The 1322-nt window shown below is 40.1% G+C and carries 2 protein-coding genes and 1 pseudogene; 1 reads left to right on the top strand and 2 read right to left on the bottom strand.

What is annotated here, in order from left to right:
* Positions 1 to 285: pseudogene (locus F6K20_RS38775) on the top strand (TIGR00303 family protein); the annotation flags it as partial.
* Between the two features lie 126 nt (positions 286 to 411).
* On the opposite strand, the gene F6K20_RS38770 reads toward F6K20_RS38775, so the two are convergent.
* Positions 412 to 810: a hypothetical protein gene (locus tag F6K20_RS38770; RefSeq protein WP_008180230.1), complete on the bottom strand. Its 399-nt coding sequence runs from the start codon at positions 808 to 810 to the stop codon at positions 412 to 414.
* Between the two features lie 190 nt (positions 811 to 1000).
* Positions 1001 to 1126 (bottom strand): hypothetical protein, encoded by a 126-nt coding sequence (locus F6K20_RS38765; RefSeq protein WP_267871991.1) that lies wholly within the window; start codon positions 1124 to 1126, stop codon positions 1001 to 1003.
* Positions 1127 to 1322 lie beyond the last annotated feature (196 nt).

Below are 1322 nucleotides of genomic sequence, written 5' to 3'. Positions count from 1 at the left end.
TCACAAGTAGTTGTGGGAACAACTCGCTGGGTGGCAGAAGACTCGACTGGTGACACGGTTGGATTAGCACAAGATATTGGGAGTGTACCCCTTTTGGCAACACAATTAAGTTTTACCCAGTCTCGTTATCCTCAGCTACAGGCATATGAGCAAGGATATGTCAAGGAAGGTGTGGGTGCTGGAGGATGTGCGATCGCAGCCCACCTTTATAAGGGCTGGAACTCGGCTGAATTACTTCAAGCCATTGAAAACTTGGTCGAGCAATATCGTCTTTCTCTGAGGTGATTGTTGTTGGAGCCAGTGAAAAAACACTTTACAGTCTGACCAAGTTAGGCACGAAAATCACAGAGGTGCTGATTTGTTTTCCCTATTAACCTTCAACCCTTAGACTAATCTGGATAAAACTGCCAATTAGGAATGAATTCGCTGTGCTAGGAGTTGTTCTTCTAAGGCAGCAATCCGATTGTAGGCTGCTGTGAGTTGGGCAGTTAAGCGTTGAACTTGAATATCAGCAGAGATATTATTATTGCTATTTTTAGAGAAACTACCTAGCCCAGAGTTACTATCAATCAGCACATCTTTATGTTGGGTCAGTAGGTTAATGGCACTTTGACTTTCGTGGGTCCGGGGTATCGGTTGGCCAGTTGGTTGAGATTCCTCAGTTTCCTGCCTTGAACTATTTTTGAGTTCAGAAAGGCCTTCTGAAACCTTCAAACTGAGTTTTTCGATGGATTCGCACAGAGTATCTACTCTATGACTTAGAGCCATGATTTGATTTTGATATTCATCCATAGGATTTAAAACTGCCATAACTTAGTTCTATTTTTATCCTAGTCACTTAAGGAAGAAAATCCGATGAATTGCTGATTTATTTAACTATTGTCAAAAATCTGTCAAAAATCAGCTCTAAACTCCTTAGAGTCTGTTTCCCAGAGTAATTTTTTTCAAAAATGCCAGATAGCCGCTGTATATCTTGATATTTACCCTGATTAATTCAGCATTAATTAATACTTGTCTTTTCTCCCAAGTTTCGCACCACAATTAGCACAATCGGTTTTTTCGGAATTAATTCCTTGGCATTAGTGATTTTTAATACATAACGTACGGATGATTTTCCCCATGTCATTACCTTCTCAAACTCCTAGAGAGATGGTCAACTAATAGCAGTTGACAAGATAACCAATAAGTGAATTAACTTCTTGATCGAGATATTTCTATCCCCCCATCACTTTATCTTACAGATTTAGATTTCTTATAGTTAGGTCTAAAACAAGACTGTGTGTTGAGGGCGAGGAGGGGGAGGAAAAGGGAGACATAGCTGA

Source organism: Moorena sp. SIO2C4, assembly GCF_010672485.1.
In the GTDB taxonomy this organism is placed as follows: Bacteria; Cyanobacteriota; Cyanobacteriia; order Cyanobacteriales; family Coleofasciculaceae; genus Moorena; species Moorena producens.
Note: the sequence above shows the minus strand (reverse complement) of the source record. Positions and strands in the feature narration are given on the sequence as shown.